The following is a 5,028-nucleotide window of genomic DNA, read 5'->3' as shown; positions in this document are numbered from 1 at the left end:
CTGACCCTAGGGTCAGGACCCATTCGCGCCGCATTGGCATCGGCATGAAGAAGGACGATGCTTCGACACGCTCGACAGGAACGGGGTGGGGTTGGGTGTTGTCCCTCAACGCTCGTGCAGATAATAGCGATCGGTCGCGTTCAGCGCGTCGTCGAGTTCGTACACGATCGGCTTGCCCGTCGGAATCTCCAGGCTCGCAATGTCCGTCTCCGAAATGCCCGACAGATGCTTGACCAGTGCGCGCAGCGAGTTGCCGTGGGCTGAAATCAGCACCCGTTTGCCTGCTTTCAATTCGGGGACGATCGCGCTTTCCCAATAGGGAAGAACGCGTTCGATCGTGTCCTTCAGGCTCTCGGTTTGGGGGATCGGCACCCCCTCGTACCGCACGTCCTTTGCGAGATCCCAGGGGCTGCCTTCCTCAGGCAGTGGCGGCGGGATGTCGAAGCTGCGGCGCCACAGATGTACTTGCTCGTCGCCATGCCGCGCCGCGGTCTCCGCCTTGTCGAGTCCGGTCAGGCCGCCATAGTGCCGCTCGTTCAGCCGCCAGTCCTTGATCGTCGGCAGCCACAACCGTCCCATTGTTTCAAGCGCGATGTTCAGCGTCTTGATCGCACGCGTCTGGAAACTGGTGAAGGTCAGGTCGAAATCGAGGCCCTTATCCTTCATCAACTGGCCCGCCTCGACCGCTTCGCGCACGCCCTGATCGGTCAGGTCGACATCCCACCAGCCGGTGAAGCGGTTTTCGAGATTCCAGGCCGACTGGCCGTGGCGGATCAGGACGAGTGTGGGCATGGGAGCCTCCCGTTGTTGATGGGTGTCGCGCGCGGCCTAGCCTAAAGCACGCGCGACATGAAGCGGCTGAACGGATCGTCGACGGGGTAATCGCCGAACGCGGCGCAATCGGTGAAGCCGAAGCGGCGGTAGAGCGAATGGGCGGCGTCGAATGCCGGGCCGGTGCCGGTCTCCAGGCTGAGGCGCTTCATCCCCCGGTCGCGCGCGACGCCGATGATGTGCCCGACGATCGCCGCGCCGACGCCCGAGCGCAGATGTTCCGGCGCGGTACGCATTGATTTGATCTCGCCGTGCGTCGGATCAAGCGCCTTCAATGCGCCGCAGCCCATCAGTGCATCGCCCTGCCACGCGGTCCAGAAATCGATTCCCGGCGCGCGCAGCCCCGACAGGTCGAGCGCATGGACGCTGCAGGCGGGCGAATTGGCGCGCATGTGCGTGAGATGCGCGGCGAGCAGTGCCTGAACTTGCGGAAGATCGAGCCCCCCGTCGCGGATTTCGGTCAAATCAGATCGATCCTGTCGGCGAGTACGTTCAGGCAACTATGCGCCAGCTTCTTCGATCGCTCCGGCGACCACGCGAACTCGGCATCCGCATTGGGATCGTGATCCTTGAACGGCATTTCCAGCGTCATCGATACCGCGCCAAAGCGTTCGGCGAGCTGGTTGGTCGACATCGACAGGTTTGCCTGTCCGGGCGCGGATTTCTCATAGCCCTTTTCGGTTTGGAAATCGCGGGTCTCGGCTTCGAGCGCAGTGCCGAAATCGTAGAATTTCTGGCCCAGTTCGTCGGTCCAGGACGGGATGCCTTCGAACCCGGCGAGGAAATTGGCGGGGATCGCCTCGTCGCCGTGAGCGTCCATCGCGAAATCGACGCCGGTTTCGTCCATCGCGGCGAGAACCAGCGCGACTTCGGGCGACTTTTCCATCGTCGGTGCGTGCCATTCGCGGTTGAGGTTCACGCCGACGGCGTTGGTGCGCAGATGGCCGCGCCGCGATCCGTCCGGGTTCATGTTGGGGACGACATGCACGGTCGCCTTTGCCAGCAGCGCCCGTGACTTGGCGTTGTCCGCATCGGTCAGCCATTCGAGCGCGCCTTCGGCCCACCATTCAGCCATGCTCTCGCCCGGATGCTGGCGGGCATAGAGCCAGACCGATTTGGGACCTTCGCCGATGGTGAGCATGTCGAGCGGCTGGCCGTCGAGCGTCTGGCCGAGCTGGCGGTGGCGGACGCCGGAGCGGGCGGCGATGCGCGCGACCAGATCGTGATGCCGCTCCATCGAATAGGGCGCGAAATAGGCGAACCACGCCGCGTCGCCTTCGAAGGTGTAGGTAAAGGTCAGCACGCCGTCGGCGTAGCGGGTGTCGGTGGTCCGCCACGCCTGACGATCGGTGGAGACGCGCGTGCGGTAACCGGGCCAGCCAAATGCATAGGCCGACTGGCCCGCATTCACGATCCGAAAGGTGACGGTGCGCCCCCGCGCGCCCGCCACGCGGAAATGGAACCACTGGAAAAATTCCGACTGGTGATCGGGCACGATTTCCAGGTCGATACGGTCGCCGTCATGGCCGACCAGGCGAATGTTGCCGCTGTCGAACGCGGAGGAGATGTGGATGGTCATCTGACCGTGATAGTGATCCCGGAGTCGCCGGGGAACCCCCTGAACAAGGCCGAGGCGAGCTTTGCCGACATGACTTCGTTCGCGGCATCGGGCGTGCCCGCGACCGACTGGGCGACGGCGCGGCCTTCCCACACCACGGTCGAATCGCTGCGGCGGCGAAGCTGGACCGCCAGTTCGGACGCGGTCACTTCGCGCAAGCCCCCGCCGCCGACCGGCAGGCTGACCCCGCCACCGACCCCGACATTGCGACCGAAGCTGCCGCCGCCAAGGCCGATCGAAAAGGGCGATTGCTGGCGGATGACGCCTGCGGGTGCGCGGCGGAACGACACCTGAGCGACGTAATTGGATTGCAGCCCTTCGCCGACGCGCGTGTAACCGAGGCGGGTGAGTTCGCTCGCGACCGCATCGCCATAGCTGCGATATTCCAGGCTCATCGTGCCGGTAGTACTAAGCGGTTCGACCGTGAAGCTGCCGGGGCGGATTTGTTCCGAGCCCAGATGATAGCGGGTCACATCGGTCGGCCCCGCGCGCGGCGTCGTCATGCAGGCCGAGGTGCCGAGCGCGAGCGCGGCGATAATCAGAGGCTTTGCGATACGCTTCATTGTGCGAACTCCCGTCGCGGGTTACCAACGCTTCATCGCCCATCAACGCACGAGATGTCGAGCGGTGCCGAAGTGGCGATCGCAGCGGGGAAATGCCGTGGACGCGCCTTGACTTTGGCGGGGCACGACCGTAGGCGGGCGCCTCGAAATTCCCCGTCATTCAGCATTTGAGAAACGAATCGGTCATGAAGATCGTCAATTCCCTGAAGTCGCTCAAGGATCGCCACCGGGACAACCGCGTGATCCGTCGTCGTGGCCGCATCTACGTCATCAACAAGACCAATCGCCGCTTCAAAGCCCGCCAGGGCTAAGGGTCGGCCGATCTTCGGCCCAGGTCGGGCTGCAAACGGCACTTTTCTGCGCTTCCGGTGCTCACGTGCCGAAAGCACGCTCCGCTCCGGTTCTCGACAAGCACCGTTTTCGCCGCGACCTGAACCGAAGCTCGACCAACCCTTCGTTCGATGAGCGATAAACGCCCCAGCGCCGTCATTTTCGATGTGGGGCGGGTGTTGTTCGATTGGGACCCGCGGTTCCTGTATGAGCGCCTGATCAGCGATGATCGGGCGCTTGATGCGTTTCTGCGCGATGTCGTGACGCCGGAATGGCATTTCCAGCATGATGCGGGGCGGCCGTTCGCGGAAACTTCCGCCGAGCTTATTGCCGAGCATCCGCACCACCGCGACCTGATCGAAGCATGGGGCGCACGGTTCGACGAGACGATACCGGGTGCGGTTGCGGGGATGCACGACATCGTCGAGGAACTGGACGCGGCGGGCGTGCCGCTATTCTGCATCACCAATTTCTCCGGCGAATTCTTCCCGCCGTTCCGCGCCAAGCATGCGGCATTGTTCGACCGGTTTCGCGACATCATCGTGTCGGGGGACGAACGGCTGGTGAAGCCCGATCCGGCGATCTACCGCCTTGCGCTCGACCGGTTCGGATTGCGGGCGGAACAGGCGCTGTTCGTCGATGACAATGCGGCGAATGTGGACGCGGCGGCGGCGATGGGGATCCATGCGGTGCTGTTCACCGACGCGGCCAGTTTCCGGGCGGAACTGGTGCGGGTGGGGTTGCTTTAGAGCTTTAGGCCCAAGCCTTTCTTCCACCATTCGTTTCGAGCGAAGTTGAGAAACGTGAACCTGGTGCTCGAAACACGTTTCTCGACTTCGCTCGAAACGAACGGGGAGGTGGATGTCGATGCCGGTCGAGCTAGAGTTGATCGATGACCCAGGTCGAACAACACCTCTCCGTCACCCAAGCCGTTGCGCAGCGCCGCTCGGTTCGCGCGTTCACGGATCGGCCCGTCGATCTCGCGCTTCTCCGCACGCTGATCGAACGCGCCGCGCGCGCGCCATCGGGCGGCAACCTCCAGCCTTGGCATATCCACATCGTCTCCGGCGGTGCGATGACGCGGCTCAAGACGCTGATGCGGGCGCGCGTCGCCGAGGCGCCGATGGGGGAGGGAGCGGAATATGCGGTCTATCCGCCCGACCTGACCAAGCGGTTCAACGACCGGCGCAAGGGCGTAGGTGCGGCGATGTACGATGCGCTGGGGATCGTACGCGGCGACCGCGCGCGGCGGCAGGCGGTGTTTGCGGAGAATTTCCAGTTTTTCGGCGCGCCGGTCGGCCTGTTCTGCACGGTCGAGCGCGATCATGGCCCGCCGCAATGGTCGGATTGCGGGATGTATCTGCAAACATTGATGCTGTTGCTGGTCGAAGCGGGGCTGGACAGTTGCGCGCAGGAGGCGTGGGCGTTGTGGCCGCGAACAATCGGCGGGTTTCTGGGGCTGCCCGACAGCCAGATGCTGTTTACCGGGATGGCGATCGGGTATCGCGATCGGCACGCGCCGGTGAATAACTGGCCGGTGCCGCGGGTAGGGATCGACGAGTTCGCGACCTTCCACCGATAACGCGATCTCCCACCCCAAACGTCATTCCAGCGAAGGCTGGGAAACCAAGCCGTATCGCGCCACCGCCCGATATCCCAGCTTTCGCTGGAATGACGATTTGAGGC

Annotated in this window: 7 protein-coding genes; 3 read left to right on the top strand and 4 right to left on the bottom strand. The window is 63.9% G+C overall.

Going from position 1 to position 5,028, the window contains the following annotated elements:
- Positions 1–105: 105 nt before the first annotated feature.
- From gpmA to ACX0GZ_RS14680, 4 genes are read right to left on the bottom strand one after another with little or no spacing between them, the layout of a single operon-like run.
- Positions 106–792: a 2,3-diphosphoglycerate-dependent phosphoglycerate mutase gene (gene gpmA / locus ACX0GZ_RS14695; protein ID WP_458817503.1), complete on the bottom strand. Its 687-nt coding sequence runs from the start codon at positions 790–792 to the stop codon at positions 106–108.
- Positions 793–833: 41 nt separating this feature from the next.
- Positions 834–1,295: a GNAT family N-acetyltransferase gene (locus ACX0GZ_RS14690; protein WP_458817502.1), complete on the bottom strand. Its 462-nt coding sequence runs from the start codon at positions 1,293–1,295 to the stop codon at positions 834–836.
- Positions 1,292–2,410, bottom strand: a complete 1,119-nt coding sequence (locus ACX0GZ_RS14685) for a M14 family metallopeptidase (RefSeq protein WP_458817501.1) — start codon at positions 2,408–2,410, stop codon at positions 1,292–1,294. Before ACX0GZ_RS14685 ends, ACX0GZ_RS14690 begins: the two co-directional genes overlap by 4 nt.
- The gene (locus ACX0GZ_RS14680; protein ID WP_458817500.1) at positions 2,407–3,012 is read right to left on the bottom strand and encodes a DUF4136 domain-containing protein; all 606 of its coding nucleotides are present in this window, start codon (positions 3,010–3,012) and stop codon (positions 2,407–2,409) included. Before ACX0GZ_RS14680 ends, ACX0GZ_RS14685 begins: the two co-directional genes overlap by 4 nt.
- Positions 3,013–3,197: 185 nt before the next feature.
- Here ACX0GZ_RS14680 and ykgO point away from each other — a divergent pair, with 185 nt between their 5' ends.
- From ykgO to ACX0GZ_RS14665, 3 genes are all read left to right on the top strand, one after another.
- Positions 3,198–3,323, top strand: coding sequence for a type B 50S ribosomal protein L36 (gene ykgO, locus ACX0GZ_RS14675; RefSeq protein ID WP_055755695.1), 126 nt, complete (start codon positions 3,198–3,200; stop codon positions 3,321–3,323).
- 150 nt (positions 3,324–3,473) lie between these two features.
- The gene (locus tag ACX0GZ_RS14670) at positions 3,474–4,091 is read left to right on the top strand and encodes an HAD-IA family hydrolase (protein ID WP_458817499.1); all 618 of its coding nucleotides are present in this window, start codon (positions 3,474–3,476) and stop codon (positions 4,089–4,091) included.
- 143 nt (positions 4,092–4,234) lie between these two features.
- Complete coding sequence (locus ACX0GZ_RS14665) at positions 4,235–4,924, top strand: nitroreductase (protein WP_458817498.1); 690 nt, start codon at positions 4,235–4,237, stop codon at positions 4,922–4,924.
- Positions 4,925–5,028 lie beyond the last annotated feature (104 nt).

This window comes from Sphingomonas aestuarii (assembly GCF_054457155.1).
The sequence above is the reverse complement of the archived record's forward strand: the minus strand, read 5'-3'. Positions and strand labels throughout refer to the sequence as shown.